The organism is Methylobacterium sp. yr668 (assembly GCF_900116245.1).
Classification (GTDB): domain Bacteria; phylum Pseudomonadota; class Alphaproteobacteria; order Rhizobiales; family Beijerinckiaceae; genus Methylobacterium.
In genome coordinates, this window is record NZ_FOZY01000027.1 from 34402 (window position 1) to 60443 (window position 26042).

At 69.6% G+C, this 26042-nt stretch carries 30 protein-coding genes; 11 read left to right on the forward strand and 19 right to left on the reverse strand.

Annotation, left to right across the window (positions count from 1 at the left end):
* Window positions 1-452: 452 nt before the first annotated feature.
* The 5 genes from BM419_RS24765 to BM419_RS24785 all read right to left on the reverse strand — a co-directional run bounded on the left by BM419_RS24765 (window position 453) and on the right by BM419_RS24785 (window position 3338).
* Window positions 453-1271 carry a universal stress protein gene (locus BM419_RS24765; RefSeq protein ID WP_091927959.1) on the reverse strand — a complete coding sequence of 273 codons (819 nt, stop codon included), beginning with the start codon at window positions 1269-1271 and terminating at the stop codon, window positions 453-455.
* Between the two features lie 69 nt (window positions 1272-1340).
* The gene (locus BM419_RS24770) at window positions 1341-2336 is read right to left on the reverse strand and encodes a glucokinase (RefSeq protein WP_091927960.1); all 996 of its coding nucleotides are present in this window, start codon (window positions 2334-2336) and stop codon (window positions 1341-1343) included.
* A gap of 2 nt (window positions 2337-2338) precedes the next feature.
* Window positions 2339-2713 (reverse strand): c-type cytochrome, encoded by a 375-nt coding sequence (locus BM419_RS24775; RefSeq protein WP_091927961.1) that lies wholly within the window; start codon window positions 2711-2713, stop codon window positions 2339-2341.
* Entirely contained in the window at window positions 2710-3081 is a 372-nt protein-coding gene (locus tag BM419_RS24780) for an SPW repeat protein (protein ID WP_091927962.1), read from the reverse strand. The genes BM419_RS24775 and BM419_RS24780 overlap by 4 nt, the downstream gene beginning before the upstream one ends.
* 17 nt (window positions 3082-3098) lie before the next feature.
* Complete coding sequence (locus tag BM419_RS24785) at window positions 3099-3338, reverse strand: biotin/lipoyl-containing protein (RefSeq protein ID WP_091928003.1); 240 nt, start codon at window positions 3336-3338, stop codon at window positions 3099-3101.
* A gap of 178 nt (window positions 3339-3516) precedes the next feature.
* On the opposite strand from BM419_RS24785, the gene BM419_RS24790 reads away from it, so the two are divergent.
* The 8 genes from BM419_RS24790 to BM419_RS32985 all read left to right on the forward strand — a co-directional run bounded on the left by BM419_RS24790 (window position 3517) and on the right by BM419_RS32985 (window position 8299).
* On the forward strand, window positions 3517-4035 hold the full coding sequence (locus BM419_RS24790) for a potassium channel family protein (RefSeq protein WP_091682892.1): 519 nt from the start codon (window positions 3517-3519) through the stop codon (window positions 4033-4035).
* An 85-nt stretch (window positions 4036-4120) separates the two neighbouring features.
* Window positions 4121-4336, forward strand: a complete 216-nt coding sequence (locus BM419_RS24795; RefSeq protein WP_091927963.1) for a hypothetical protein — start codon at window positions 4121-4123, stop codon at window positions 4334-4336.
* Window positions 4337-4346: 10 nt separating this feature from the next.
* On the forward strand, window positions 4347-4598 hold the full coding sequence (locus tag BM419_RS24800) for a hypothetical protein (protein ID WP_091682895.1): 252 nt from the start codon (window positions 4347-4349) through the stop codon (window positions 4596-4598).
* The gene (locus tag BM419_RS24805; protein WP_091927964.1) at window positions 4595-5923 is read left to right on the forward strand and encodes an NRAMP family divalent metal transporter; all 1329 of its coding nucleotides are present in this window, start codon (window positions 4595-4597) and stop codon (window positions 5921-5923) included. Before BM419_RS24800 ends, BM419_RS24805 begins: the two co-directional genes overlap by 4 nt.
* Before the next feature lie 70 nt (window positions 5924-5993).
* Entirely contained in the window at window positions 5994-6446 is a 453-nt protein-coding gene (locus BM419_RS24810) for a response regulator (protein ID WP_091927965.1), read from the forward strand.
* Between the two features lie 48 nt (window positions 6447-6494).
* A complete protein-coding gene (locus BM419_RS24815) occupies window positions 6495-7142 on the forward strand; it encodes a BON domain-containing protein (protein WP_091927966.1) in 648 nt (215 codons plus the stop codon).
* Window positions 7143-7214: 72 nt separating this feature from the next.
* Entirely contained in the window at window positions 7215-8024 is an 810-nt protein-coding gene (locus tag BM419_RS24820; RefSeq protein ID WP_091927967.1) for a universal stress protein, read from the forward strand.
* Window positions 8025-8035: 11 nt separating this feature from the next.
* Complete coding sequence (locus tag BM419_RS32985) at window positions 8036-8299, forward strand: hypothetical protein (protein WP_091928004.1); 264 nt, start codon at window positions 8036-8038, stop codon at window positions 8297-8299.
* 65 nt (window positions 8300-8364) lie between these two features.
* On the opposite strand, the gene BM419_RS24830 is transcribed toward BM419_RS32985, so the two are convergent.
* The 6 genes from BM419_RS24830 to BM419_RS24855 form a co-directional block, all read right to left on the reverse strand.
* A complete protein-coding gene (locus BM419_RS24830) occupies window positions 8365-9252 on the reverse strand; it encodes a universal stress protein (protein ID WP_091927968.1) in 888 nt (295 codons plus the stop codon).
* 12 nt (window positions 9253-9264) lie between these two features.
* Complete coding sequence (locus BM419_RS24835; RefSeq protein WP_091927969.1) at window positions 9265-9600, reverse strand: c-type cytochrome; 336 nt, start codon at window positions 9598-9600, stop codon at window positions 9265-9267.
* Window positions 9600-10415: a universal stress protein gene (locus tag BM419_RS24840; RefSeq protein ID WP_091927970.1), complete on the reverse strand. Its 816-nt coding sequence runs from the start codon at window positions 10413-10415 to the stop codon at window positions 9600-9602. The genes BM419_RS24835 and BM419_RS24840 overlap by 1 nt, the downstream gene beginning before the upstream one ends.
* A 123-nt stretch (window positions 10416-10538) precedes the next feature.
* Window positions 10539-11522 (reverse strand): zinc-dependent alcohol dehydrogenase family protein, encoded by a 984-nt coding sequence (locus BM419_RS24845; protein WP_091927971.1) that lies wholly within the window; start codon window positions 11520-11522, stop codon window positions 10539-10541.
* Window positions 11523-11535: 13 nt separating this feature from the next.
* Window positions 11536-12180 (reverse strand): BON domain-containing protein, encoded by a 645-nt coding sequence (locus BM419_RS24850; RefSeq protein WP_091927972.1) that lies wholly within the window; start codon window positions 12178-12180, stop codon window positions 11536-11538.
* 31 nt (window positions 12181-12211) lie between these two features.
* Entirely contained in the window at window positions 12212-12412 is a 201-nt protein-coding gene (locus tag BM419_RS24855) for a hypothetical protein (protein ID WP_091682911.1), read from the reverse strand.
* 127 nt (window positions 12413-12539) lie between these two features.
* Between BM419_RS24855 and BM419_RS24860 the strand changes: the two genes are divergently transcribed.
* On the forward strand, window positions 12540-15095 hold the full coding sequence (locus BM419_RS24860; protein WP_091927973.1) for a phosphoketolase family protein: 2556 nt from the start codon (window positions 12540-12542) through the stop codon (window positions 15093-15095).
* 9 nt (window positions 15096-15104) lie between these two features.
* Entirely contained in the window at window positions 15105-16220 is a 1116-nt protein-coding gene (locus tag BM419_RS24865) for an acetate/propionate family kinase (RefSeq protein WP_091927974.1), read from the forward strand.
* 46 nt (window positions 16221-16266) lie between these two features.
* On the opposite strand, the gene BM419_RS24870 is transcribed toward BM419_RS24865, so the two are convergent.
* The 8 genes from BM419_RS24870 to BM419_RS24910 form a co-directional block, all read right to left on the reverse strand.
* The gene (locus BM419_RS24870; protein ID WP_175556365.1) at window positions 16267-16977 is read right to left on the reverse strand and encodes a Crp/Fnr family transcriptional regulator; all 711 of its coding nucleotides are present in this window, start codon (window positions 16975-16977) and stop codon (window positions 16267-16269) included.
* 447 nt (window positions 16978-17424) lie between these two features.
* Complete coding sequence (locus tag BM419_RS32575) at window positions 17425-17598, reverse strand: hypothetical protein (RefSeq protein WP_175556366.1); 174 nt, start codon at window positions 17596-17598, stop codon at window positions 17425-17427.
* 65 nt (window positions 17599-17663) lie between these two features.
* Window positions 17664-18140 (reverse strand): hypothetical protein, encoded by a 477-nt coding sequence (locus BM419_RS24880; RefSeq protein ID WP_175556367.1) that lies wholly within the window; start codon window positions 18138-18140, stop codon window positions 17664-17666.
* Between the two features lie 438 nt (window positions 18141-18578).
* Window positions 18579-19229, reverse strand: coding sequence for a BON domain-containing protein (locus tag BM419_RS24890; RefSeq protein ID WP_091927978.1), 651 nt, complete (start codon window positions 19227-19229; stop codon window positions 18579-18581).
* A 71-nt stretch (window positions 19230-19300) separates the two neighbouring features.
* A complete protein-coding gene (locus BM419_RS24895) occupies window positions 19301-19648 on the reverse strand; it encodes a DUF1476 domain-containing protein (protein WP_091927979.1) in 348 nt (115 codons plus the stop codon).
* An 89-nt stretch (window positions 19649-19737) separates the two neighbouring features.
* Window positions 19738-22341, reverse strand: a complete 2604-nt coding sequence (gene mgtA / locus BM419_RS24900; RefSeq protein WP_091927980.1) for a magnesium-translocating P-type ATPase — start codon at window positions 22339-22341, stop codon at window positions 19738-19740.
* Between the two features lie 38 nt (window positions 22342-22379).
* The gene (locus BM419_RS24905) at window positions 22380-23669 is read right to left on the reverse strand and encodes a S41 family peptidase (RefSeq protein ID WP_244540850.1); all 1290 of its coding nucleotides are present in this window, start codon (window positions 23667-23669) and stop codon (window positions 22380-22382) included.
* Window positions 23670-23891: 222 nt separating this feature from the next.
* Entirely contained in the window at window positions 23892-25418 is a 1527-nt protein-coding gene (locus BM419_RS24910) for a bifunctional aminoglycoside phosphotransferase/ATP-binding protein (RefSeq protein WP_091927982.1), read from the reverse strand.
* A gap of 215 nt (window positions 25419-25633) precedes the next feature.
* Here BM419_RS24910 and BM419_RS24915 point away from each other — a divergent pair, with 215 nt between their 5' ends.
* Window positions 25634-26035, forward strand: a complete 402-nt coding sequence (locus BM419_RS24915) for a heavy-metal resistance (protein ID WP_091927983.1) — start codon at window positions 25634-25636, stop codon at window positions 26033-26035.
* Window positions 26036-26042: the final 7 nt, after the last annotated feature.

Sequence of the window (26042 nt, forward strand, 5' to 3'; positions counted from 1 at the left end):
CGAGCCGGCCCGGATGTCTGCTTCATCTTCGCTCCTGAGGCTACGATGAACCAGACATCCTCCGTTCGTGAACGGCCTCAATCTGTCTCACGAGCGCTGACGGCAGACAGTTAAAGCGGACATCGGTTAAGCCGGCGGCCATGACATTCTTGGCTTCAAACCACCTTCACCCCGGGGCGCCCAAAGGCAACTTCAACGCAAATTGTCTCGCTGGGAGCTCCAAGCGCCTCCCTCACCTCGCGCCGGCAGGTACGAGCTTCGTCGGCATGCCTCCCGGGACGCCCCGGGGGCTCGTTCATCGGCGGCATGTCGTCCTGTCCGAGCATGGGCACCCCGACCGGCTCGGGTAGGGGGTCTTGACCCTGGTCCGGGGGACGCGTGGGCGAAGGCGGCGAGAAGCCCGGTTCGCCTCGGTCAAGATTGCCTGGGTTGGCCATCGAAACGCCCTCCGATCAGTGGGACAGCAGGCAGCAGACGGACGCCTGCGCCAGCAGGTCCCGCGTGACCCCGCCGAAGAACCACTCGCGCAGGCGGCTGTAGCCGTAGGCGCCTGTCACGATCAGGTCGGCGTCGAAATCGCGCGTCGCCTTCCGGACGTCGTCGGCGACGGTCCAGCCCGATGGCTTGGCCAGATGCGCGGTCGCGTTTACGTCGTGCAGCGCCAAGTAGCGGGCTACGTCCTCGACCTCGGCCCGGTCGTCGCCGTCCGAGACGCGGAACACCTGCACCGCCTCCGCACGCCTGAGCATGGGCAGGGCGTCAGACACGGCCCGTCGCGTTTGCGGGGTGTTCTTCCAGCCGACGAGCACGCGCCTGGCCTCCAGGTGCTCGACGCCGGCCGGGACTACCAGGACGGGCTTCCCCAACCGCATCAGGACGTCGCCAGCATCGACGGCCATGCCGACCGTCACACCCTCGTCATCCGCGTAGCGCCCGACCACGACGAGGTCCGCCGCCCGCGACTGGCTTTCGAGGAACGAGGCCGGTGGCGCGAGGTCCGAGCGCCACTCGACGCGGTCGTTCAGGCAGGAGGCATGGCGAAAAACCTGCTCGACGCCCGCGAGCCGGTCCAACGCAGCCTGGCGGATCTCCTCGATGACCATGCCCATGGGCACGGCGGTCTCGCCATAGCCCCGAGGATAGTCCGGTAGGCAGGCGGCGGCGCCGACGAGACGCGCGCCGAGACGATGCGCCAGTTCCGCGGCGAGACGCACCCGTGCCGGCGCGTGACGCCCGTCATCGGCCGCGACCATGATGCTGGCATAGGACATGGTGACCTCCTCGGATCGAAACTCCGGCCGTCACCGTGCGGGGGCATGGACTGCCCGCCTTGACCTGGCTCAAGCCCGCCAGTCCTGGGCCGGGAACAGGAAGCGGTCCTCGTCGGCCAAGAGCGCCGCGAGACCGTCGATGGCCGGCTCCGGATGCAGGATCACGGCGCGCGGGAGCGCCAGCATCGCCTCGCGGAACGGGGCCTTGTCCTCGAAGGCCTGACTGAACGGTTCGCCCCGCAGGACGTCGACGATGCGTGGCGCGATCCCGCCGGCGAGGAAGACGCCGCCCGTGGCCGAGAACACCAGCGCCATGTCGCCCGCGAACCTGCCGAGGAGGCGGGCGAACTGATGGACCGCATCCCTAGCGACCGGGTCCGACCTCGCGCCTTCGAGGACCTCGGGCGGCGAGCTCCAGCCGACGGCGGCACCGCGCGTCGCCGCGAGGGCCCGCACGAGCCTGACGAGACCCGGACCCGACAGCAGGGTCTCGGCCGTGAGCCTGCCCTCGGCGGCCATCAGGGCCGACCAGGGCATCTTGTCGTCGGGCTCGCAGGGGCCGAACCCGATGTGCCCGGCCTCGGTCGTCTGAATCAGGAGGCGGTCGCCCGCCGGGATCAGGACGGCCGCGCCCAGGCCCGTGCCCGGCCCCAGGACGAACCGTGGCCCGACCCCTTCGACAGCCGGCCCGATCCGCGCCAATTCGGCCGGGTCGTCCGGGTCGAGGACGGTGACGGCGGCGGCGAGCGGCACGTAATCGTTGACCAGCCGCACCGCTTCCAAGCCGAACGCCTCGCCGATCCCGCCCGGGTCGAACCGCCACGGCGCGTTGGTCAGACGCGTGATGCCAGGGGTAATCCGCCCCGCGACGGCGAGGAAGGCCGAGCGCGGCCGGACCGCGTCCTGTCGGTCGACATAGGCCCGAATGGCGTCGACCGGGCCGGGGAAGCCGGCCGTCGGCACCTTCCGGATCGGGCCTGGACGTCCTCCCGGCTCCGGAAGGACGGAGAAGCGGGCGTAGGTGCCGCCAATATCGGCCAGCAGCACGGGATGCGGCAGCGTCACCCTCAATCCTCCGAGGTGATGCCCGGAGGCGTCGCGGCCGTTCGGGCCTTGAGGCTGAGGATGTAGTCGATGACCGCGTCCATCTCGTCCCGGTCGAGTCTCAGGCTCGGCATCCGCTGGTGATGGCTCTGCAGGAATACCGCGAGCGCCGGACCGGTCGTCGACGGCATGTTGGCGACCCGTAGAAAGGCAGGGCCAGCGAACGCGCCGGGCTGCGAGGCGCGGCCGATGACGTGGCACTCGCTGCAGAGCTGCGCGGCGATGGCCCGCCCACGGACGCGATGGTCTTCCTCGGGACCGGCGACCGAAGCGCCGATGCAAGCCGCCAGGAGGGCGGCCAGAACGGCCGCGCGGGTGGCGGCCGGCTGAATCGTCATGGCCGCCTCGCGATGCGGAGCAGTGCAACGGCGGTCGCGATGGCCACGCCACCGAGCGCGACGTGCGCCCAGGTCGCGCCGTCGTTCGCCACGAACCCGAGCGCCCAGGGCGCGACGAGCGTCCAGGCCCCGACGATCAGCACAGCTTTTTCGAGCACCGCCCGGAAGCGGATCTGATTGGCGCCGTAGAGCGTGACGATGAGCAAGCCCGGCACGAGCGCGGACCCGGCCGCGCGGGCATGATCGGTGAAGACCAGCACCCACGCCGTCAGCACCAGCGTGACGCCGGCGGCGTGCTGAAGGCCGCCGATCAGGATCTCTTGCGTCCGCCAAGTCGGTGATGACGTGGCCGCGTCGAGTTGAGACATGGTCTGCCTCCCGGATGTCACGCGTGGACCTCGGCGATGATGCAGCCGGGGTCGATGACCTCGTTGACGGGCGCCAGGACCGTGAGGCGGCCGCTGGTCGGCGAGGCGATGTCGTGCAAGGCCTCGCCGATGCGCACGGCCGCCACGGCCTCTCCGGCCCGCACAAGCGCCCCGTCCGCCACGAACCACCGCTCCAGAATGCCTTCGGGCTGCATCCCCGTTGACCAGAGCTCCTCGGCAACATGCACGTCGGCCATGGTCACCTCCGAGATCCCGGCGCCTGGTTCGCGGCGCTCCGGTGAGGAAATGCCGTTCCGTGAGGGACGGCGTTGATCTCGGTCAAAGGCGCCTCAACCCCTGCCCACTAGCGCTAGGCCAAGGACGCGCTCGCCTTATCAGGCAGGCTCGGGCCGCCACGCTCACCCGGGGCCGCGCATGCTCCTCGCCATGACGGCCAGCGTCGTCCTCGTCACGACCACGATCCTGGTGCTCTACGAGACATTGCGGCTGACCTCGGAGCACCTGTCCGAGCTGCCGGTCCCGCCCCGCGCCCGGATCCTCGCCGTGGTGCTGATGACCTTCGTCGGGCACACCGTCGCGGTCTGGATCTACGCCGGCGCCTACTGGCTTCTCGTGCTCCGCCTCGGCGTCGGCGCCTTCGCGGGCGCGCCGGTCACGTCCTTCGAGGACTGCCTGTACTTCTCGGTGGTGGCTTACACCTCGCTCGGCTTCGGCGACCACTTCCCGACCTCCCATACCCGGCTGCTCGCCGGCGTCGAGGCGCTCAACGGCCTGCTCCTGATCGGCTGGTCCGCGTCGTTCACCTACCTGGCGATGGAGCGATACTGGCCGCTGCACGGCAAGGCGCACGCGCATCGAACCGCGCGGACAGGCCACGACAACGGGCCCGAACCGGGTCGGGAACGCCTCTTCCCGCCGGCACCAGAAGCCTGATCGCTTGTCGAGCCTTGCGCTGGATCAAGGCCGCCGCTCCCGCGGGCGCCCACCGTCTCCGCAATATCGCAATACGAGGCGCGCCATGCACAAGTACTTGGTCACCTTCCACAAGGTCGTGCCGGACGACATCGGCCACGAACACACCGCCATCCAGCGGCAGACCGTCGTCTCCGCCCACTCGGAGGCTGCCGCCGCCTGCGCGGCCCAGGCGCTGTTCTGTCAGACGGCGGGTATCGTCGACTGGCGCATGCGGGCCGACACCTGCGAGGTGGCCGAGCTCGACGGGCAGGCGGCGTGAGGAGGCGGAAATGAGCCACGGACTCACCGAACCCGTGCGCTGGGAAGGGAGGCAATGGGCCGTCACTGGCTACGGCATCGAGGCGCTCGACGGCATGTACCACATTCCGTTCTCCGAGATCCCGGACGCCGAGGCCGGACGGCCGGAATGGTTGGACGGTCTATGGCGGCGCTACGGGACGGATCGCAACGACCTGGACGCGGCCCTGAGGGTCGCGCGCGCCCTGCGGGGCGAAGAAGCCGGCGTGAAGCCGGTGGCATGAGCAACTCGTCACGTGCCGCGGCCAGGGAGGCCGATGATCCGGAGGTGGCGCGCACCGCCGTCGGTCCCTCGAAGCCGCGCCTACTGCCGGTGCTCGGGCCCGGCCTGATCACCGGCGCCTCCGACGACGATCCCAGCGGTATCGCCACCTACGGCCAGGCCGGGGCGCAGCTCGGCTACGGCCTGTGCTGGACCATGATCTACACCCTGCCGTTGATGGCGGCGGTGCAGATGGTCTCCGCCCGGATCGGGCGGACCACCGGCCATGGCATCGCCGGCGTGCTGCGCGAGCACTACCCGGATAGCCTGCTCCAGGCCGTGGTGTTCCTCCTGCTCACCGCCAACGTCCTGAATCTGGGGGCCGATCTCGGCGCGATGGCGGACGCGCTCGACCTGCTCCTCCCGGGGCCACGCTGGCTCTACGTCGTGCTCTTCGCCGCCGTCTGCGCCTTCATGCAACTCGTCCTGCAGTACACGCGCTACGTCGCCGTCCTGAAATGGCTGACGCTCAGCCTGTTCGCCTATCTCGGCGTGGTGATCTTCGCCCGCGTCTCTTGGTGGGATCTCGGCTTGGCCCTGGCGGTACCAAGGGTCGACTTCAGCGGCACCGGCCTGACTACTCTCGTGGCCCTGTTCGGGACCACGATCAGCCCATACCTGTTCTTCTGGCAGGCCGCGGAGGAAGCCGAGGACCTGAACGCCTTCCCGCGCCGGCGCGACCTCCTGCACGCACCCGAGCAGGGTGGCGCCGCGCTCCGCCGCATCGGGGTCGACACGCTCGTCGGCATGGCCTTCTCGAACCTCGTGGCGCTCGCCATCATGGTCACCACCGCCGCCGTGCTGCACCCGCGCGGCATCATCGACATTCAGACCTCGGCCCAGGCCGCGGAGGCGCTCCGCCCGCTGGCCGGCCCGTTGTCCGCGACGGTCTTCGCGCTCGGTATCGTCGGGACCGGACTTCTGGCGGTTCCGGTGCTTGCGGGCTCGGCGGCCTACACGGTCGGGGAAGCGCGGCGCTGGCCGGTGGGCTTCGGCCGACGCATCCTTGAGGCACGCGCCTTCTACGGGACGGTGGCGCTCGCCACCCTGGTGGGCATGGTCATAAGCCTGGGCGCGGTCGATCCGATCCGGGCGCTCTACTGGAGCGCGGTGGTCAACGGCATCATCGCGGCGCCTGTCATGGCCGTGATGATGCTGGCCGCGTCCCGCTCCGACATCATGGGCGCCTTCGCGGTGCGTGGGCCGCTGCGGCTGCTCGGATGGATCGCGACCGCCTGCATGCTGCTCGCTGTCCTGGCCATGTTCGGCACGGTCACGCTGCTTTGACCCAGCGCAAAGCGGACGGATCCGACCGATCCATCCTCGCCCCATCGCAACCGGAAATGGGAATCGGGCGATGGAGAACGGAACGGAGGGGCGGCCGGTCGTGCTGGTCGCCGAGCCGCAGGCGCTGCCGGGCATGTGGCTGGAGGACTCCCTCGCGGACGCCGGCTGTGCGGTGAGCGGCCCCTACGGAACCGGCGGCGATGCTATTGGAAGCCTCGACACGAAACGTCCGGACTTCGCCGTGGTCAGCGTCGACCTGAACGAGGGGCCGTGCTTCCCGCTGGCCTGCGCCCTGCGCCGGAGGGGCATCCCCTTCGCCCTGATTGCCGGGAACGCCCGGGTCCCGAAGGCCTTCGCGGACGTGCCGCTGCTCGGCCGGTTATTCGATGCCCGGGACATGGTCTCCGCCGTGACCGCCGGCTGCGCCGTCCCGGGCTGCCCCCGGGCATGCCCGATGCTGGGTCGTATCACGGCCGGGCAAGAGCTTGCGCTGGATCAATGTCCGACCGCCTGCCGCGCATAGCCTCGGGCTCGGCCAGGCGCGACCTGGACCTCATCGAGGAGACTTACGATGGGCGACAAGCTGATCCGCCAGAACGTCATCGACGAGCTCGACTTCGACCCCAGCATCGACGCCGCCCACATCGGTGTCGCCGTAGAGAAGGGCATCGTCACTCTCACCGGTCACGTCGCCAACTATGCGGAACGTGTGACCGCAGAGAAGGCCGCGCAGAAGGTGCGCGGCGTCCGCGGCGTCGTCGAGAAGATCACGGTGCGCTTCGCCGGCGAGACCCCGCCGCGCGACGAGGACCTGGCGCAACGCGCGGTGCAGATGCTCGATTGGTCCGCGACGGTGCCCAAGGATGCCGTGCAGGTGAAGGTCCAGACCGGCTGGGTGACGCTCTCCGGAAAGGTCGACTGGCAGTACCAGAAGGAAGAGGCCTACCGGTCGATCAAGCGGCTCGCCGGCGTGACCGGCATCATCAACAACATCGAGGTGGCGCCGAAGGCGAGCGCGCCCGACGTTCGCGCGAAGATCTTGGCGGCGCTCAAGCGGAACGCCGAACTTGAGGCCGACGCCATCAAGGTGACGGTCAAGGACGCCAAGGTCGTCCTGGAGGGCAGGGTCAACGCTTGGCACGAGCGACGTCTCGCCGAGACCGCCGCGTGGTCGGCTCCGGGCGTGCGCGCCGTCGAGGACCACCTCACGCTTGGCTGAAACCATCGGAGTGGGTGAGGCCGCAAGGGCCGCCCGCACCCGTTCCATCGCCTGCCGACCCGGAGACGTTCCATGACCTACGCGAGCATCATGGTCGCCGTGGACCTGACGGACGGGGCGCGAAGCCGCGTGCGCCTGGCCGCGCACCTTGCCGACGACTTCCACGCCCGTTTGACCGGCGTCGCGGCGGAGATGCCGGATTATGGCTGGGCTCCGGCCGGCCCGACGCCGGGAGGGTCGTTCGGCATCCCCTCGATCCAGGAGGCGGTCCTGAACGACCTCCGGGTGGCCCACGAGGCCTTCGAGGAAGCCGCCGGCGGGCGCAGCCGCGTCGAGTGGCGCTCCAACCTCGATTTCCCGCTGGCGTTCCTGGTCGCCCAGGCGGCGGCCGCCGACCTCGTGGTGGTCGGCCGAGGGACGGACCCCGGGCCCGCGCTGTTAGCGGTCGATCCGGCCGACGCGGTCATGCATCTTGGGCGCCCGGTATTGGTGGTGCCGCCGGGCGTCGACCATCTCGACGCCAAGCGCGTCGTGGTCGGATGGAAGAACACCCGCGAGGCGCGCCGCGCGGTGCTGGACGCGCTGCCGTTCCTGAAGCGGGCGTCCGAGGTACTCGTCGTCTCCGTCGACGATGGCGCCGGCTCCGAGGGTCAGGACACCCTTCGTCTCCTCCAGGCGCACGGCGTCTCAGCCATCCGCGTCAGACACGATGCCTTGGGTGCCTCGACCTCCGAGGCACTCGTCGAAGCGGCCACCGAGCACGGGGCCGACCTGATCGTCGCGGGCGCCTACGGTCACGGGCGCCTCCGCGAGTGGGCGTTCGGCGGCGTCACTCGGGAGTTGCTGGCCTATGCCCCCCTCTGCTGCCTGATGAGCCATTGATGCCCGGCATCATGCGGAGCACCACGTCATGTGCAGCCCTCCTGGTTCTCGCCGCGGTCGTGGTAAGCGCGTCGCCAACTCAGGCGCGACCGACGGCCGGCTCGCCTGATGCGAAAGGGACGTTCGTCGAGCCTGCAAACGCGCCCCATCGGCATTGCGCAGGGTCCTGCCTGAGAAGCGGGGCCCTGCAGTGGTTCTGCAAGCCCCACCAGACTTGCAGCCTGGATTGCGGCACGGCGCCTCCTCGCATGCACTGCCACGACCCGAGGCGTTGAGAGCGGGGCCGCCGAGGTCTCGCGACGGGCCAACCCCGGAAAGGCCGTCCTGCAAGCGCGATACGTCAGTGGGCCATGAGTACCGGGATGCGCGCGTGCTCGACCACATGCCGGGTGACGCCACCGAGCAGGAACTCGCGCACGCGGCTGTGGGTGTAGGCACCTATCGCCAGCAAGGAGGCGTTCCGGCGCTCGGCCTCGTCCAGGATGGCCGCGCCGACCGAGATCCCATCCCCGACCGGCAGGGTGACGGCCTCGGCCACGATGCCGTGCCAGCGCAGGTAGGCGCACAGGTCCGCGGCCCGCGTTTCCTCGAAGCGTTCCGTCCTCGCATGCACGACCGTGACGCGGGCGGCCTCGTGCAGCAGCGTGATGGATTGCCCGATCAGGCGTGCCGCTTCGAGACTGCCGTTCCAGGCGATCACGACGTGTTCGAGGAGGTCGTACGGGACTACCTCGCCAACCATCAGCGTCGGTCGTCCGACCGAGAACAGGGCCGTGTCGAGCGCCCTCCCGGTGAACGAGCGCGCCGGATCGGGTCGGTCGACGATGATCAAGTCGTTCACTCGCCCGGCCAGCGTCAGGAGCGGCTCGACCTCGCCCGACAGCTCCGTCCAGGTCGCGAAAGTGGCGTCCAGGCGCTCGGTCTTGGCGACCAGCGGAACGCCCTCGCGTCCGCACCAGGCTTCCAGGGCCGCCTTGCCTTCGGCCGCGGCCTCGCGCACGCCCCGCTCGATGGCCTCGATGGTCGCGCAGTCCATCGGCATGACGCTGGCCAAACTGGCGATGCCGACCATGCCGGCCATGCTGGCCATGACGTAACCCGGGTCCGGCGCCATGAAGGCGACCCCAATGTGCGCGTGCAGGCGCCGCCCAAGGCGAAGGGCTGCGTCCAGGCGGCGGGTGACATCGATGCCCGGGGCTGTGGGGACGAGAAGACAGCGGAGGTACATCGAGACTCTCCCTCAGCGTTCGAGCGACTTCATGTAGGCGATCAGGTCCTGCGCCTGGTCAGGGTCGAACCGGAACTCGGGCATGCTCGGATGACCGGTGCGGATGCCTTCCGTGAGCGCCTCGCCGAGATCCTCGACGGGGTAGCGCTTGTGCAGTTCGCGGAAGGGAGGTGCAGCGCGCAGCGGGCTCGCCCCGACACGTCCGACGGCGTGGCAGCGGGCACAGTTGGTCCTGGCGAGGGACTCGCCCTGCTTGACCTGCCGGTCCCAGGCCTGGGCGGAGCCGGTGCCGATAAGGATGGACAGCAGCACCAGAGCGCCCGCGTGGATGGTGGTCGCCGAGCGCATCAGTGGCTCATCAGGCAGCAGACGGGGGTCGATTGCAGGACTTCGCGGGTGGCGCCGCCGAAGGCCCACTCGCGCAGCCGGCTATGACCGTAGGCGCCCATCACGATGAGGTCCGCGTCCTCCCGCCCGGCGAACCGAAGGATCTCGTCGGCGGGGCCGATCTCCGGCTTGCGCAGCAGGTGGGTCGTGGCCTTGATTCCGTGCCCGGACAGGTACTCGGCCGCGCCCTCGGCGCCCACGTGCTGCGCGTCCGGTCCCACGGCCACCGCGCAAAGCTGCTCGGTCTGTCTCAAGAACGGTAAAGCGTCGTGAAGGGCTCGACGGGCCTCGGGCGTATCCTTCCAAGCCACCACGACCCGCTTGACCGCGAGGTGCTCGATGCCCGGCGGGACCACCAGCACCGGACGCCCCACCTCCATCAGCAGCCCCCCGGTGGAGACCGCCATCGGACCGGCATCACCGTCCGCAGGTCCCTGCCGGCCGACGACCACGAGGTCGGCGGTGCGCGCCTGCGCACCGAGGAAAGCCAACGGATCGGTCGGTGCGGAGCGCCAGCTCGTCTTAGGCGCCTGCCCAGCCTCGCGCTCGAAAAGCGCTTTGGCCTCCGCGAGCTGCTCATCGGTCAGGCGCTCCTCAAGGGCCCAGACACGCTCGACCTCCAGCATGTCGCCGACCGGCATGGGTCCGAGGACCGGACGTGCGGCGACGCCCGTCAGCTTGGACCCGAACTGTTGGGCGAGGCCGGCCGCCAATTGGACTCGGTCCGCCGCCGCGGGCCCGAGGTCGACCGAGACCATGATGTTGGAGATCTTCATGACCACCTCCCTTGGCCGGGCTGCCGGCGCGATGGAGGTACTCTGGCCCCGGTTCGCGGGGACGACCTTGATCCATCGCAAGGGCACTCGATGGGCAGTCCAAATGCAGCGGACGAGACCGGTTCAGGGCACGAGAACGGCGGCGCCCTGAAGGGCGCCGGACCGGTGGGCGGCGATCGCCGCGTTGGCCTGGACGAGCGGGAACGTGCGCGTGCGGGTGACGATGCCGGCCCGCGGCACGAGCTCGAAGAAGCCGCGCGCATCCGCGCGGGTGGCGTTCGCCACCGAGCGCACCGACCGCTCCTCCCAGAGCAGTTCGTAGGGGAAGCGCGGGATGTCGCTCATGTGGATGCCGCCACAGACCACGCATCCACCCTTGCGCAACTCCGCGAGCGCGGTCGGCACCAGCCGGCCGTCGGGTGCGAAGATCAAGGCCGCGTCCAGCGGCTCGGGCGGCGCCTCGTCCGACCCGCCGGCCCATTCCGCCCCAAGGGAGCGGGCGAAGTCCTGGGCTTTCCGGTCGCCGGGTCGGGTGAGCGCGAACACGCGGCGGCCCTGCCACCGGCAGACCTGGGCGACGATGTGCGCGGCCGCCCCGAAGCCGTAGAGCCCCACAGTGTCGGCGTCCTCCGCCATCCGCAGCGTGTGCCAACCGATCAGCCCTGCGCAGAGGAGCGGCGCTGTCGCGACCGGGTCCAGGCTTGTGTCGAGCGGGATGGTGAAGGCGGCCTCGGCCAAGAGATGGGTGGCGAACCCGCCGTCGCGGGTGCAGCCGGTGAAGCCGGGGGCATTGCACAGGTTCTCCCGGTCGGTTTTACAGTAGCGGCAGTGGCCGCAGGCGTGCCCGAGCCAGGGCACCCCGACGCGTTGACCCGGGGCCGGATCGGTCACGCCTTCGCCGACGGCCTCGACGATGCCGACGACCTCGTGGCCGGGCACGATGGGGTAGACGGCCTGCGGAAGCTCGCCGTCGATGACGTGGAGGTCGGTCCGGCAGACCGCGCAGGCCTCAACCCGGATGCGGACCTCGCCGGGGCCGGGAATTGGGTCGGGCCTCTCCTCCGGCACGAGGGGACCGCCGATCTCCTGCAGGACCATCGCCAGCATCGGCAACTCCCTGTCATGCGAGCGTCAGGCGGTCCTCGACGGCGCGGACGCCGGGCGCCGACCACGCGGCACGCTCGGCGAGCTTGCGCTCGCTCCAGACGTCGACGCAGCCGTCCAGGATAACCTTGTCCCCGTCCACGTGGACGCGAATGGTGTCGGGATCCCGGGCGCTGCGCCTCAGGGCGGCGAGGATCCTGTCCTTGACCTCGGTGGGTCGGACATGCGGCTTCACCGCGATGAGGTTGACGATGTCGGTGACGCCGGCGAGCCGCCGCAGCGCCTTATCGACCGCCGCCTTCTGGTGGTAGTGCGGCACGCATCCTTCGAGCGTGACGCAGCCCTTCTCGACCTTGAGCGAGACCGACCGCTCCGGGATCTGCACGTCCCACTCCAGTACCCGGGCGCACCGCTCGGCCAGGGCCTCGTCGCCGACGCGCGGATTTTTCGGATACCGCACCTCAATCCGCTCGATCACGGCCCGGACGCCGCGCACCCGGAGTGTGACGCGCTCGGCGATGCTCTTCTCGGCGTAGTTACGGACGTGGCCGGTCAGCGTCACGACGCCGTCGTCGACCGCGACGCCGATCTGCGCCGCGTCGACCATGGGGGCGTATTCCAATTCGTCGAGCACCTGACGGCGTACGCTGATGTCGTCCATCGCGGGTCTCCTCGATTCGCCGGGATTTTTTTCAGAGAGCCAGCCAAAGCAGCGCCGGCGTCACCACCGAGGCCGCGATGGCGAGCGCCAGCGCCTGCAGGCTGCCGATGGACCGGTAGCGCGCCGCGTCCGTGACGACCCGGGGTTCGGAGTCGTTCGTCGGTGCCAGCATGACCGGCACCCGCGCGCGGCGTACCGTCGTGATGAAGGTGGTTCGAAGCACCAGGGCCATCGTTCGCTCCCGTCCTGCTGACGGAAGGCATCCTGCCGGCCTTCCGGGGAGCCGCCTTGATCCAGCTCAACGCCGCTAGCCTCGGCTGCCTGCACGGTCGTCCGGGATCCGCAGCCGGGAGGCCGACATGGACGCGAGGCGCGAGCCGACGAAGACCCGCCAGGAACGCCGCGATGGCGGCCGTGCGGACGACGGTCACGACCTGGCCTTCGTGCCGGGGCCACTCGGACCCGACAGCCTGCAGCGGATCGACGCCTACTGGCGGGCCGCGAACTACCTGTCGGTCGGCCAGATCTACCTCATGGCCAACCCGCTCCTGCGCGAACCGCTCAGGCCCGAGCACGTCAAGCCAAGGCTTCTCGGCCACTGGGGCACGACACCGGGCCTCAACTTCATCTACGTCCACCTGAACCGGGTCATCCGGCAGCGCGACCTCGACATGATCGCGGTGTGGGGGCCGGGTCACGGCGCGCCGGGGCTCGTCGCCAACGCCTACCTGGAGGGCACCTACAGCGAGATCTACCCCGACGTTGCGCGGGACGCGGAGGGGATGGAGCGCCTGTTCAGGCAGTTCTCGTTTCCCGGGGGCATACCGAGCCACGCCTCGCCGGAGCTGCCCGGCTCCATCCACGAGGGCGGCGAGCTCGGCTATTCCCTGGCCCATGCTTTCGGCGCTGCCCTGGACAACCCCGGCCTGATCGTCGCCTGCGTGGTCGGCGACGGCGAGGCGGAGACGGGGCCGCTCGCCGCGTCGTGGCACTCCAACAAGTTCCTGAATCCGACCACCGATGGAGCCGTACTGCCGATCCTGCACCTCAACGGCTATAAGATCGCCAACCCGACGCTCCTCGCCCGGATGCCCGCGGATGAGCTTCGCAGCCTTCTCGTCGGGTACGGCTACGAGCCGACCTTCGTCGAGGGCGACGAGCCGGCCGGCATGCACCAGGCCATGGCGACGGCCCTCGACGCGGTCCTCGACGAGATCGCAGCCATCCGGCACTCCGCGCGCTGCGGCGAGGCCCGGCGACCGCGCTGGCCGATGATCGTGCTGCGCAGCCCCAAGGGTTGGACGGGACCGAAGGCCGTTGACGGCAAGCCGGTCGAGGGAACTTGGCGCTCGCATCAGGTTCCCGTCGCGGCCACGCGGGAGAACCCGGAGCACCGCGCGATCCTGGAAGCCTGGATGCGCTCCTACCGACCGGAGGAGCTGTTCGACGAGGACGGCTCGCTCGTTCCGGAACTCGCCACCCTGGCGCCGAAGGGGCCGCGGCGCATCTCGGCCAACCCGCACGCCAACGCGCATAAGAGCGCGCCCTTGCGGCTGCCGGACCCCATGGACTTCGCCGTCCCCGTGCCGGGACCTGGCCGCTCCCGAGCCGAGGCCACCCGCACGCTCGGCGGCTACCTGCGGGAGGTCCTGTCCCTGAACAAGGACGCCCGCAACTTCCGGATCATGGGTCCCGATGAGACCAGCTCGAACCGGCTTGACGCGGTGTTCGACGTGACGGGGCGCGTCTGGCAGGATGCGACCCTGCCGGGCGACGACCACCTTCAGCGCGACGGCCGGGTCATGGAGGTGCTGAGCGAGCACCTCTGCGAGGGCTGGCTCGAAGGCTACCTGCTCACGGGCCGGCACGGCCTGTTCGCGACCTACGAGGCCTTCGCCCACGTCGTCGATTCGATGGTGAACCAGCACGCCAAGTGGCTCAAGTCCTCGCGCGACCTGCCCTGGCGACGACCGGTGCCATCCCTGAACATCTTGCTCTCGTCCCACGTCTGGCGGCAGGACCACAACGGCTTCAGCCACCAGGATCCGGGCTTTATCGACTTCGTGGCGAACAAGCGCGGGGATACGGCGCGGATCTACCTGCCGCCGGACGCGAACACCCTGCTGTGCGTCACGGATCACTGCCTGCGAACCTATGACCGCATCAACGTCGTCGTGGCCGGCAAGCAGCCGGCGCTGCAGTGGCTGACCCTGGACGAGGCCGTCACGCACTGCGCGGCCGGCATCGACATTTGGGACTGGGCCTCGAACGAGGGGGACACGGAGCCCGACGTTGTGATGGCCTGCGCGGGCGACGTGCCGACGATGGAAACGCTCGCCGCGGTGGATTGGCTGCGCCGGCACGTCCCGGAACTCAGGGTCCGGGTCGTAAACGTGGTCGACCTGATGACGCTGCCGGCGCCCGAGACGCATCCGCACGGTCTCGACGACCCGATCTTCGACAGCCTGTTCACGCGCGACCGGCCGGTGGTGTTCGCCTACCACGGCTATCCGTGGCTCATTCACCGGCTGACCTACAAGCGGACGAACCACGGCAACTTCCACGTCCATGGCTTCATTGAGGAGGGCACGACCACGACGCCCTTCGACATGTGCGTGTTGAACCGGCTCGACCGCTATCATCTCGCCCAGGCCGCGATCCGGGCCGTCCCGCGACTGGGCGCACGGGCCGAGCACGCCGAGGAGGCGCTTCGCGAGGCGCTGGCCACCCATCGCGAGCATGTTCGCCGAACCGGCGACGACCTGCCTGGAGTGCGGGATTGGACATGGCCTGAACGGCGCGCCCCCGAGGATCGCGACCGCCGGATCGAGGGCGACATCATGCAGTGCGGCCCGACCGACACGGCCAAGCCTGGGCAGGCGGGGACGGTGGACGGGTGGACGGTCGTGACCTGAGGCCGGGCGATGATCCTCGTGCTCAACGCCGGTTCCTCCAGCCTGCGCTGCGCCCTTTTCCGGCCGGGCGCCGACGAGCCGGCGTGGCGAGCGCACGTCGCCGAGATCGGGCATGATCCAAGGCTCTCCGTCGACGGCGCCGCCGTCGGGGGTGAGCGCCCACCAGCGGGTGACCATGCCGCCGTCGCCCGCTGGCTGTTCGTGCGACTTCCCGCGGCACCGACCGCGGTGGGACACCGCGTCGTCCATGGCGGCTTGCATCTCGCAGCGCCGGTGCGGCTCGACGCGGAGATCCTCGCGGCTCTTGAAGCGCTTATTCCGCTCGCGCCCGCGCACCAGCCGCAGGCGCTCGCCTGCATCCGCGCGGTCGGGGAGGTCTGGCCGGATCTGCCGCAGGTCGCCTGCTTCGACACCGCCTTCCATCGGACGCAGGACCGGTTGGCCCAACTCTACCCGCTGCCGCGCGCCTTTATCGACGAGGGGCTCGTGCGCTTCGGCTTCCACGGACTGTCCTACGCCCATCTCGCCCGAACGCTTCCGCACGGGCGGATCTTGGCCGCCCATCTCGGGCACGGGGCGAGCCTGTGCGCGATCCGGGACGGGCGAAGCGTCGCCACGACGATGGGCTTCACCACGCTCGACGGGCTGATGATGGGTACCCGCAGCGGGGCGGTCGACCCGGGCCTCGTTCTGTACCTGATCCGGGAGCGCGGCCTGTCAGCCGACGCGGTGGCCGATCTCCTGAACGAGCGGTCGGGCCTCCTCGGCGTCTCCGGCATAAGCGACGATGTGCGGGTCTTGGAGGCGAGCGACGCTTCGGCCGCGCGCGAGGCCCTGGATCTGTTCACCTACCGGATCGTGCGGGAGGCAGGCTCGCTCATCGCCACCCTCGGCGGCGTCGACACCCTGGTCTTCACGGGCGGCATCGGCGAGCACGCCGTGCAGGTTCGCGCCGCCATCTGCCGCGGGCTGTCCTTCGCTGGCGTCAGCCTCGACGAAGAAGCCAATGCCGGCGGCGAGGCGATGATCGAGGCGTCCGGCTCGGCGGTCTCGGTTCGCATCGCGCCCGCGAACGAGGAGCGCGAGATCGCCCTGTCGGTGACCGATGTGCTCGAGCCGCTGTAAGCGCGCCGCTCGCCGACGCATCGTCGGTGGACCCCGACCTCTTCGATCAGAGCGCCGCGTGCTCCGGCTTGAGGTAGGCGGGGTCGAATTCGGCGACCTCCGTCAACCCATCCCAGTCTTCTATGGTGATCCACCGGCCTCGCCACGACATGAGCTTGGCCGAGGCAAGCCTTTTCACGATACGGTTGGCATGGACCGACGGCAGTCCGAGGGCGCTGCCGAGTTCCGTCTGCGTCAACGGCATGGGGAATCGGGACGCCTCGGCCAAGCCGGCGGCTGCCGCCCGCGTGAAGAGCTCGCAGATCAGGTGCGCCATCCCCTCGTACGCTTGGCGATGGCCGGCGTTCAGGAGCCAGCGACGGGCCGTGGCCAACTCGACGACTGCTTCGAGCTGCACCATGCGGCCGATGCGCGGATGCCGCTCCATCAGGCGTTTGAAGGCATCATGCGGGATGACGCCGATGCGACATGGCGTGAGCGAAGCGACCACGTGATCCATCCGCCGTCGAAAAAGGCCCTGCAGGTCAAGGAAGTCGCCCGGGATTTGTAGGCTCAGGATCTGCGGTCTGAAGGTCTCCAGGGGGATGTACTTACAAGTCCAGCCATCCAGAAGAATCCGGCATTGAGCCGTAACGTCGTCCTCGCGTAATATCTCCCGGTCGGCCTCGATCGTTGCGACCCGGGATACGGACGCGGCGAGGGCGTCGATCTCCGGGGCCGAGACACCGCACCGGTCCAGCCTGCGCCTGAGGCTCAAGGTCCAATCCACGCCTGAAACGCGGGCACGTTCGCTTGCCGTCTTACCGTTGCGCGATTGCGGGTCTCGCAAGACTGTCGGTGGGCGCGTCGAGGCTGGAGTCGATTGCGCGGCATCACCTCTGTCCGGTGCCGCCGCTTGGCCCGGCCTCGAACGCGTATCCCCATCGGTGTTGGACATGTGCGCCCCCGGTTCCACAGGACGGATGGCAGGTTGGCGGCGCGATGCCCTCGCGCCTTGCGATGAATCAAAAAATCATGGTCGGGAGCACCATCCGTCTCGGCCGGTCCAATGCCGGTTGGATATCCGTCGGGGCAGGCCGAAGCAGGCCATCATGGGTGCGCAAGGCTTTCCCGACCCTCCACACTATGCTGGACACCATCGCACCTGGCTTGACGATCAATGTCGATTGCATAGCCTGACCGAGTTCGGAACCAGGTTCTGCAGTCACTGACGCTGGCTGTCCTGGACTTGGTCGATACGATCTGCGTTTCCGACATCGAGGCCGAGAAGACGGTCCTCGATATCCGCAGGCTGTATGCATCGGTACAGAAGCCGGTCGACTTCGCTTGCCCAGGCCAGCGGGAGGTCGAGCCAGAACGTGCGCCAGAGCGTCAGCAAGGTATTCCCGGCGAGCTCAAACTCCGAGGACGGAGGGCGCGCCGGAAGGTCCGACGACCCTCGCGTCATGACTTGATCCTTGCCTCGACGCGGCTGACGTGGGCGACGCGGAAGGTGCGCTCAGTCCCGTCACCGGCATCGCGGATCGAGACGTATTCGCCCTCGACGAAGGCATGGGTTCCAAGACGATAGCCGGGCTCGTCGTCCTCGTCGGTGCGGTTATCATAGTCGATCAGCCAGGTCGCGCCGCCCTCGCCGCCGGCGCGGTGCACGAGCCGGCCATGCCGGTCGCACTCGCCGATCCAGAACCGCCGAGCGCGGCAATGGTCCCGGGTTTCCCGCCACAGCGTCGCGTCGAGGTGGCCGTCCGGTCCGAGCGGTGCCACGATCTCGTAGCCCCGTCCGCCGCTGCCGTCCGGATGCTCCGGGCAGCGCGCCAGCATCAGGGTCACGCGCTGCAGCGTGGCGGGTGCGCTCGGTTTGCCCGTACGCGGTACCACACCCGGGGCGATGGCGTCCGCTCCATGCGTTCCATGAGCCATTGTGAGCCTCCTCGTTTCAGAACGATGTGCGTCCCGAAAACCGGACGCAGAGCACCTGTCAGGCGGATCCTCGATGTGGCGCCGCGGCCGTGGCGCGGACGAAGGGCCGGTGTCAGCGTAGGCAACCGGCACAGATGCCCCGCGTGACCGCATCGTCGCGCTCCTGTTCGGGCGTCCGCCGCTGGATGTCCCTGCCCGGCCCGAGGTCGAGCTTGTCCGGCCGCGGCACCGTCTCGCCGCTCTTGGTCACGTAATCGGAGCGGCTCGACGCAACCCGGTTCGATCCCGAGCCGTCGGCGTCTTGTCCGAGCACCGGTAGCGGGACACAAAAGCCAAGGAGGATGCCCGCGACGCCCAACGGGAGCGATAGCGCCGTGGCCTTCGTCTCCCTCCAGGAGCCACCACGCGAGCACGTGCCGTGGAACAGGGCCGCTCTCCTCAACTCAGGGCGACGATGCGGTCCTCGACGGCACGCACGCCCGGGACCGACCAGGCCGCACGCTCGGCGGCGTCCCGCTCCGCCCAGGCCGATACGGCGCCCTCCAACGTGACCTTGTCGCCCGAGACGGTGACCTTGATCCCGTCGGCCTCGAACATGACGCTGCGCCTGAACGCCTCCAAGATCTTGTCCTTGACCGCCGTCGGCGGAACCCGCGGCCTGACCTCGACGAGGTTGGTCACGCCGTGGACGCCCGACAGCTTCCGCACCGCCGCCTCGGCGCCCGCCATTTGGTACTGCCAGTCCACCGTGCCAGTCAGCGTGACCCAGCCGCCGGCGACCTTCACCTGAATGGCCTGCTTCGGGAGGTGCACCGACCAGTCGATGATGGCCAGCGCCCGCGCGGCGATCTGGTCGTCGGCGACCTTCTTGTCGTCGGCGTAGCGGACCTCGATCTCCTGGGCGATGGCGCGCACGCCCCTGACCCGGCGAACGGCGCGCTCGGCCTCGACCTTCTCGGCGTAGCTGCCGACGTGGCCGGTCAGGGTCACCACGCCTTCCGAGACGGCCACGCCGACGGCGCCGGCATCTAGGCTGGGGTCGAAGTCGAGCTCGTCGGGCACGTCGCGGCGCAGATCCTTGTCGGTCATGGCGTCCTTCCTCATGTCGTCTCTCCGATTCGTGCCGGGTGGCAGGAATGGTTGGGTCGATCCTGCGCGGCCTAGCCGGAGGAGCCTTGATCCAGCGCAACTCCGACGCGCCGCTCGGCCTGTGCCAGCGCGGCGCACCGGGTCATCTCCGTGCTCAAGCGATCTACCGTCGCCTCGATGCCGGCCGCCTTCAGGTCGGTTTGAAGCCTCGCGATCAGCGTGTCGTCGTCGGTGACGACCGCGCCCTCCGAGAAGGACGTGACGTAACCCTCGGCCGCCGTGCCGGTCAGGCGCATCCGTTCACAGGCCCAGGTCGCCAGGAGCCGGTTGCGCCGGTTGCGGGCGTGAAAGCGCGCCTCCTCCTCCTGGACGAAGCGGCGCTCGGCGGCCCGCTCGCGCTCGTCGAACGTCGTGGTCATGGAAGCCTCCAACCCGGTGCAGCGCCGGACCGGACCGGCGGCCGATCAGCTATCTTTCGACCGGTCCCGGCGGCCAGCCTTGAGGCAGATCAAGCTCCCGGACGTCGGCCCTGCGCGTGGTGCCGCGGGCGGACGACCCATGATTTCACGGCCTCGACCGCCGCCAGGTACACGACGGTGATCAGCCCGATGGCGAGCAGGGTCGGCAGGTCTGGGATCTGGAAGCCGAACCAGCTCCCCAGCGGCGAGAACGGAAGGGCCAACGCGGCCCCGAGGGCTGCGAGCGATGAACCAACCAACGCCGCGCTCGGACGGTCCTCCCAGGGATGCCCGTTTGTCCGGATGACGAAGATCACCAGGATCTGCGTCGCCATCGACTCCAGGAACCAGGCCGTGCGGAACTCCTCGGCCGAGGCGCCGAAGACGAGGAGCAGCACACCGAAGGTCAGGAGGTCGAACAGCGACGACAGCGGCCCCATCACCGCGGCGAAACGGAGTACGTTCGCCATGTCCCAGACCTGGGGCCTGGCGGTCGCGGACGAGGCCACCCGGTCGAACGGGATGCCGACCTCCGAGAGGTCGTAGAGCAGGTTGTTGAGGAGGATCTGCGTCGGCAGCATCGGCAGGAACGGCAGCGCCACCGAGGCGACCGCCATGGAGAGCATGTTGCCGAAGTTCGAGCTCGCCCCCATGCGGACGTACTTGAGGATGTTGGCAAAGGTCCGCCGTCCCTCCGCGACGCCGTCGGCGACGACCTCTAGGTCGGAGGCGAGCAGGATCATGTCGGCGGCGGCCTGGGCCACACCGGTCGCGCCGTCGACCGAAAGGCCGATGTCGGCCTGCGCGAGGCCGGGCGCGTCGTTGATGCCGTCGCCCAGGAAGCCGACTACGGCGCCCTTGGCCTGGAGCGCCCGCACGACGCGGGCCTTCTGGTCGGGCGTCAGCCGCCCGAAGGCGTCCACCTTCCGGACCCGCACCGCGAGGGCCGCGTCGCTGAGCGCCGCGACCTCGGGGCCGGACAAAACCGTGCCGGCATGCAGCCCGACGAGACCTGCGAGACGGCGCACGACCACAGGGTCGTCGCCGGACAGGATCTTCAGGCGCACGCCCGCCCGCGCGAGCCGCGCGATGGCGGCCGCCGCCGTGGGTTTCGGCGGATCGGCGAAGGCACAGAACCCCTCAAAGACGAGGTTGACCTCGTCCGTGCCTCCGGGCGGTGTCACGTGCCCGGACCAAACCCGCGAGGCGACGGTGATGCTGCGCAATCCGTCTTCTGCCAGCGTTCGGACCTGCCCGAGGGCCTCGCCGCGCGCCGCCGGGGTCATCAGTTCCGTCCGCTCGCCGGCACGGCGCGCGGTGCACAGCGCGAGGACGGCTTCCGGGGCGCCCTTGAGGATCAGCAGCGTCCCTTCCGGTCCCTGCGCGATGACCGACCCGGTGCGGCGCCCGTAGTCGAACGCCCGCCGGCCGGAGAGGCCCCACCCCTGCCCGGCGTTCGGATGGGCTTTGGCCAAGGCGGCGTCGAGCGAACCACGGTCGCCGCCGAGGTCGGCGGCGACGGCCGCGAGCCGCGCCGGCCGCGCATTGTCCCGGCCCGCCGGGTCGAGGCTGCGCGCCAACGCGATCTCGGCGGAGGTCAACGTCCCGGTCTTGTCGGTGCAGAGCACGGTCATCGCGCCGAGGTCGTGGATGGCGGCCAGGCGTTTCACGATGACCTTGCGCGCCGCCATGCGCAGCGCGCCCCGGGAGAGCGTCACGGTGGTGACCATCGGCAGAAGCTCCGGGGTCAGCCCGACCGCGAGGGCCACGGCGAACAGGAGCGAATCGAGCACCGGCCGGCCGAGGACGACACGGAACGCCAGGACGGAGAGCACCAAGCCGATGGTGAGCCGGGCGACGACGAGCCCAAACGCGTGCAGGTCACGCTGGAAGGGCGAAGATGCCTGAGCCTCGACCAGCGCCGAGGCTGCCGCGCCGAACATCGTGGAGCGACCGGTCGCGACGACGAGGGCGGTCGCCTCGCCCGTCTGGGCGACGGCGCCGCGGAAGAGGGCGTTCGAGGCCTCGGCCGGCTCGGAGGCCGTCACAGGTCCGGGGCGCTTCTCGACCGGGTAGGGCTCACCGGTCAGCGCGGCTTCGGCGGCCGTGAACGCATCGCTCTCGACGATGACGGCGTCTGCCGGAACGATGTCTCCTGCTCGAACGCGCAGGAGGTCGCCCGGGACCACCTGTTCCACCGGGACGGCGACGAAGTGGCCGTCGCGCCGTACCTCGGCCTTCAGCGCCACCGCGTGGCGCAGAGCCTCCGCCGCCCTCGTCGCATGACCCTCCTGCACGGTGTCGAGACCGACGGACAACACCAGGATGGCGACGATGATCGCGCCCCCGACGACGTCTCCGGTCGCAACCGACACGAGCCCGGCCGTGAGCAGGATCAAGGCGAGCGGTTCGAGCAGGCGGCGCAGCACAGCTCGGAGCGCGCCATCAGCCCGCGCGCCGGCATCGCTGTTCGGCCCGTAGCGTTCGAGCCGGCGCGCCGCTTCGGAGGAGTCGAGCCCGTCGAGCCCGCACCCGAGCTCGGAGCAGAGCGCCTCGGATCCGCGCGTCCAGAAAGCCGCGGCGGACACGGATGGCGGCTGGTCCGGCAGCGAGGAGATGTCCCGGGCGAGGACCGGAGCCGCTGTCATTTCCATGGGGCAGGTCCATCGCCTTCCACTCGTGGCGGACGACATCATCGGCGGGCGATGGGGTCGTTGCGCTGGATCAAGCCGCCGCCCTGGCCGGCTGCCCGCAGATACCTCAGGCTGGCGGTCAACTGCCGGTCCCGCGTCGGGTCGATCAGGCCATCCTCCACGATGCCGTCCTGCAAGGACCCGCCGTTCCCGTACGGCCTCTCCGGCGGTCTTCCGCCATCTTCCGCCGCCATTCCGTCAGGCGGCACTTCGCGGTCGGGCTCGATGCCGTTGCCTTCCACGCTGCGGCCTGCGGGCGTGACGACCCAGGCTGTGGTCAGTCGCAGACCGCGCCCGTCCCGGTGCGCGTAAGTGGTCTGAACGGCGCCCTTGCCGTAGGTGCGCGTGCCGATGACGGTCGCGCGTCGGTGGTCCTGGAGCGCTCCGGCGACGATCTCGGCCGCGGAGGCCGTGCCGCCATCCACGAGCAGGACGAGCGGAAGTCCATCGATCAAGTCACCTCCCGTCCCGTCCAGCGCGAACCGCTCGACCTTGTCGGGACCGCGACCGACTAGGCGCACGATCTCACCGTGCCCAAGGAAGGCTCCGGCCACCGCAACGGCCTGCACCACGAGGCCGCCTGGATTGCCGCGTACGTCCACCACGAAGCCGCGGAGCCGGTCCCGACCGATGCGGTCCATCAGGGTCGCGATCGCGCTGACCAGCCTGCCGATGGTGAACTCGTCGAAGTGATCGACACCGATATAGGCGATGGCATCGAAGACCCGTATGCGGATCGGGTGCAGCGGTAGCCATTCCCGGGTCATGATCACCTCGACCGGGGCTGGCGCCTCTGCTTGCACGATCCGCAGTCGCACCGTGGAGCCCGGCTCGCCCCGCAAGCGGCCGGCGACTTGGTCGACCCCGAGGTCTTCTACGGCGTCGCCATCGATGCGCACTATCACGGTCCCGGGCTTCAAGCCGGCTCGCGCCGCGGGGGCGCCTGGAAGCGTGCTCCGAATCCGCCCACCTGCCTCGACTTCCAGGCCAATGCCGGCGTAGCTCCCGGTATTCTGCTCATCGAGTCGGCGAAACTCGGTCGCCGTCAGGTAGCGTGAATGCCGGTCCAGCGAGGCAACCATCCCGGCGATGGCCGCGTCGACCAAGCGGCCGTCGGTTGGCATGTCGACCGCTCGTGTCCGGACGACGTGGAACGCGGCACCGAAGGCGAGCAGGTCTCGATATGAGGTCTGGCGGGAACGGTCGGGCCAAGTGCCGGCATCGGGTGAGCCCGGCGTCATCAGGACCGTGCCGACCGTCCCGGCTAACCCGGCCAACCCGACGATCAAGCACGTGAGACCGCGACCGGGCGTTGACCGGTCGCGTGCCGGCTCGCCTTCGGTCGATCTGAACGGCATCGTCTGGCCCGAATTGCTGATGCGCCTTCAGGGTGGCTATGCGCACCCGGCATCGCATTGACGTGCGTCAACGGACGCCGTGGTGCGCCCCCCCCGACCGTCCCTGGCCGGATCTCGGGACCGCCTGAGGAGGACGGGCGGTCGGCTGCCCCGTCACGGCGACGGCCCGTCGAGAGACAGGACAGTCGAGCGCAGAATGTCCAGCGGCACGTCTGACTGGAGACGATGCCACGAGAGCGCGCCGCAACCGCGTGCGACCTGGGCCGTCAGGACCGCCGCGGTCGCGTCCGAGGGGTCACCGACACGCTTCTCGATGCGGCTTGCGAGCGTCGCGGCCGGCGCTTCCAGCCAAACGCCGAGGAACCCGGCATCGTTGTCCCGGGCGACCGCCTCGATGCCTTCCCGTTCCGCAGGGCGGTCGAAGACGGCATCGGCGACGGCGCAATGGCCAGCGGCCAGGACACGTGCCGCCTCCGACCGCAGGATCTCGTAGACTCGACGAGACGCGGCGGGAGCATAGGCCGATGCCGGCAGCCGCGTGAGGGCGTCGACGCCATGCAGGCGCTTGCGGATGCGGTCGCTCGACAGGATGCGGGCACCCGGGGCCGCCCCGATCCACGGGGCAACTGCGACCGCGACGGTCGACTTGCCGGAACCGCTGAAGCCGCCGACCGCCAGGACGACGACTGGCTTGTCGGTAAGCAGGCTCTCCGCGAGGGCCAGATAGGCTTGCGCCTCGGCCGTCTTCGCGGCGGCGACATCGCCGGTTCCATCCGCCGCATGCGCCGCAGTGACGTGGGCGCGGATCACCGCGCGCAATGCCATCAGGAACGGCAGCAACCCGATCCCGTCGGTCTCGTCCGCCAAATCGAGGTACCGGTTGAGGAGGAGGTTGGCGAGGTCGAAGCGCTCGCGGTGCCAGAGATCCATGAGGGTGAAGGCGAGGTCGTACAGGATATCAGTCGTTGCGATGGTCTCGCTGAATTCGATGCAATCGAACGGCGTCGGTCTTCCCTCGTACAGGCAGATGTTGCGCAAGGTCATGTCGCCGTGGCAGCGGCGGACCTTGCCTGCCGTTCGGCGCGCATCCAGCAGAGAGGCGTGCCGCGTCAGGTGCGACCGGAACCGAGCAGTGAGAGCCTCCGTCCCCTTGGCCGTGAGGAGCCCCGTCGCCCGGAGGGCGGCGTCGTTCATGTCGACGAGCGTCGCCATGGCGGCGGCCCCGCCTCCGTCGCGGTGGATCTCCGCGTTGGCATGGAAGTTCGCGATGACCTGCGCGAGTTCCGCGACGTGGCTGGGCCCGAGGCGACCATCGCGCGCCATGGCGTCGAACAGGTCCGCCTCCGGGAAGCGGCGCATCTCCACCACGGCGTCGACGAGATCCCCGGACCCGTCGAAGGCCAGTGTCCCGCCCGGTTCGCGCGTGATCCGCCGGGCGCCGAGATAGAGCGTAGGAGCCGTGCGCCGGTTGAGTGCCACCTCTGCCTCACAAGCCGCGAGCCGGCGCTCGGGCGTGGAGAAATCAAGGTAGGGAAAGCGCACGGCGCGCTTGAGCTTGAACACGCGGTTTCCTGCCAGGAACAGCCTTGAGATGTGCGTGGTTGCCGTGTCCACCGTCCCCGTGCGCGATAAGGCCTGCTTCAGGAACTCGCCAACACAAGACAGGTCCAAGGGCGACATGCGGGTTGGTCCTCGGGAGGCTCGACCTTGGACGCGGCGCAGGCCGAGGTCGACGTGCATCGGCGTTCGGCCTCCGTGGCGACTGGCGAGACGCGGTCGCCCGGTGACCGGCACCCGTCGGTTGAGCCTTGCGACGGCACCACCTGATCGACCTTGAGATGGATCAAGGGAGCCGCGGCCCGGGAGGTGCAGTCAGGGGCTTTGCGGAGGCCGCCATGGCCGCACGAACCGACAAAACCGACCCGTTCGACCCGTTCGGCGTCGCTGCCTCGATAAACGAATGGTGTTGTTTGCTGAAGGCGGCCCGAGAGCTCAGGGACATCGACCAGGAGATGATGGAGGCGATGACGGAGGCTGACGCCTCATCTTCCATCGGCCTGTCGCCGGAAGCCGCCGCGAAGGTCCGCAACATCGCAAACCTCATGCGAAGCCTGAACATCGACCCCGAAGCTGTCCGGCTGCACCAGTCCGGGGCCATGCGAGAGCTTGAAGCGGCCTGCCTGAAGTGTACGGAACGCAGCCGTTGCGCGCGCGAGCTCTGGGCCGGAACCGCGTCCGACGCCTACCAGGAATACTGCCCGAATGCCGTTCGCCTCGACCGGTTACGACATGCTTGAACCGGGA

Bases quoted from the DNA above. Each gene is read 5' to 3' on its own strand.
- BM419_RS24765 (WP_091927959.1), bottom strand. From the start codon at position 1,271: ATGTCCTATGCCAGCATCATGGTCGCGGCCGATGACGGGCGTCACGCG.
- BM419_RS24775 (WP_091927961.1), bottom strand. From the start codon at position 2,713: ATGACGATTCAGCCGGCCGCCACCCGCGCGGCCGTTCTGGCCGCCCTC.
- BM419_RS24780 (WP_091927962.1), bottom strand. From the start codon at position 3,081: ATGTCTCAACTCGACGCGGCCACGTCATCACCGACTTGGCGGACGCAA.
- BM419_RS24785 (WP_091928003.1), bottom strand. From the start codon at position 3,338: ATGGCCGACGTGCATGTTGCCGAGGAGCTCTGGTCAACGGGGATGCAG.
- BM419_RS24790 (WP_091682892.1), top strand. From the start codon at position 3,517: ATGCTCCTCGCCATGACGGCCAGCGTCGTCCTCGTCACGACCACGATC.
- BM419_RS24795 (WP_091927963.1), top strand. From the start codon at position 4,121: ATGCACAAGTACTTGGTCACCTTCCACAAGGTCGTGCCGGACGACATC.
- BM419_RS24800 (WP_091682895.1), top strand. From the start codon at position 4,347: ATGAGCCACGGACTCACCGAACCCGTGCGCTGGGAAGGGAGGCAATGG.
- BM419_RS24805 (WP_091927964.1), top strand. From the start codon at position 4,595: ATGAGCAACTCGTCACGTGCCGCGGCCAGGGAGGCCGATGATCCGGAG.
- BM419_RS24810 (WP_091927965.1), top strand. From the start codon at position 5,994: ATGGAGAACGGAACGGAGGGGCGGCCGGTCGTGCTGGTCGCCGAGCCG.
- BM419_RS24815 (WP_091927966.1), top strand. From the start codon at position 6,495: ATGGGCGACAAGCTGATCCGCCAGAACGTCATCGACGAGCTCGACTTC.
- BM419_RS24820 (WP_091927967.1), top strand. From the start codon at position 7,215: ATGACCTACGCGAGCATCATGGTCGCCGTGGACCTGACGGACGGGGCG.
- BM419_RS32985 (WP_091928004.1), top strand. From the start codon at position 8,036: ATGCGGAGCACCACGTCATGTGCAGCCCTCCTGGTTCTCGCCGCGGTC.
- BM419_RS24830 (WP_091927968.1), bottom strand. From the start codon at position 9,252: ATGTACCTCCGCTGTCTTCTCGTCCCCACAGCCCCGGGCATCGATGTC.
- BM419_RS24835 (WP_091927969.1), bottom strand. From the start codon at position 9,600: ATGCGCTCGGCGACCACCATCCACGCGGGCGCTCTGGTGCTGCTGTCC.
- BM419_RS24840 (WP_091927970.1), bottom strand. From the start codon at position 10,415: ATGAAGATCTCCAACATCATGGTCTCGGTCGACCTCGGGCCCGCGGCG.
- BM419_RS24845 (WP_091927971.1), bottom strand. From the start codon at position 11,522: ATGCTGGCGATGGTCCTGCAGGAGATCGGCGGTCCCCTCGTGCCGGAG.
- BM419_RS24850 (WP_091927972.1), bottom strand. From the start codon at position 12,180: ATGGACGACATCAGCGTACGCCGTCAGGTGCTCGACGAATTGGAATAC.
- BM419_RS24855 (WP_091682911.1), bottom strand. From the start codon at position 12,412: ATGGCCCTGGTGCTTCGAACCACCTTCATCACGACGGTACGCCGCGCG.
- BM419_RS24860 (WP_091927973.1), top strand. From the start codon at position 12,540: ATGGACGCGAGGCGCGAGCCGACGAAGACCCGCCAGGAACGCCGCGAT.
- BM419_RS24865 (WP_091927974.1), top strand. From the start codon at position 15,105: ATGATCCTCGTGCTCAACGCCGGTTCCTCCAGCCTGCGCTGCGCCCTT.
- BM419_RS24880 (WP_175556367.1), bottom strand. From the start codon at position 18,140: ATGGCTCATGGAACGCATGGAGCGGACGCCATCGCCCCGGGTGTGGTA.
- BM419_RS24890 (WP_091927978.1), bottom strand. From the start codon at position 19,229: ATGACCGACAAGGATCTGCGCCGCGACGTGCCCGACGAGCTCGACTTC.
- BM419_RS24895 (WP_091927979.1), bottom strand. From the start codon at position 19,648: ATGACCACGACGTTCGACGAGCGCGAGCGGGCCGCCGAGCGCCGCTTC.
- mgtA (WP_091927980.1), bottom strand. From the start codon at position 22,341: ATGGAAATGACAGCGGCTCCGGTCCTCGCCCGGGACATCTCCTCGCTG.
- BM419_RS24910 (WP_091927982.1), bottom strand. From the start codon at position 25,418: ATGTCGCCCTTGGACCTGTCTTGTGTTGGCGAGTTCCTGAAGCAGGCC.
- BM419_RS24915 (WP_091927983.1), top strand. From the start codon at position 25,634: ATGGCCGCACGAACCGACAAAACCGACCCGTTCGACCCGTTCGGCGTC.